Annotated in this window: 1 protein-coding gene; it reads left to right on the top strand. The window is 69.6% G+C overall.

Annotated features, from left to right (window positions below; genetic code table 11):
* On the top strand, positions 1-483 hold a 483-nt coding region (locus tag ACEN88_RS34130), incomplete at both ends, for an HD-GYP domain-containing protein (RefSeq protein WP_413346809.1).

Raw genomic sequence — 483 nt, 5'->3', positions numbered from 1 at the left:
GCGTGGCCGAGCTGGTGGAAGCGGCCGCCGCGCGCGCGGACCTGTCGCCGGCCCAGCAGCAAAGTCTCGGCCGCGCCGCCCTCATCCACGGCATGGGCCGCGCAGCGGTATCGAACACGATATGGGAACGGGAGGGAAAACTCAGCGCCGCCGACTGGGAAAAGATCCGGCTCGTGCCGTACTGGACCGCGCGGGCCGGCGTCCAGATCCCGACCCTGCGTCTTGAAGCCGCACTGGCGTCGCACGCCTACGAACGGCTGGACGGCAGCGGCTATTTCCGCAACCTGGATGCCGATGGGCTCGGTCTGCCGCACCGCCTGCTGGCGGCCGCGTGCGCTTACGTGGCGCTGTGCATGCCGCGGCCCTGGCGTCCGGCGTATTCACAAGATGAGGCTGCGCGCGTGCTGGCGGGGCAAACACAAAGCTTCGATGCGGATGCCATACGCCACGTTATTGAAGCGGCCGGCGTCCCGGCGGCCGCTT

It is taken from the genome of Massilia sp. CT11-108 (assembly GCF_047302915.1).
Taxonomy (GTDB): Bacteria; Pseudomonadota; Gammaproteobacteria; order Burkholderiales; family Burkholderiaceae_D; genus Telluria; species Telluria orientalis.
Note: the sequence above shows the minus strand (reverse complement) of the source record. Positions and strands in the feature narration are given on the sequence as shown.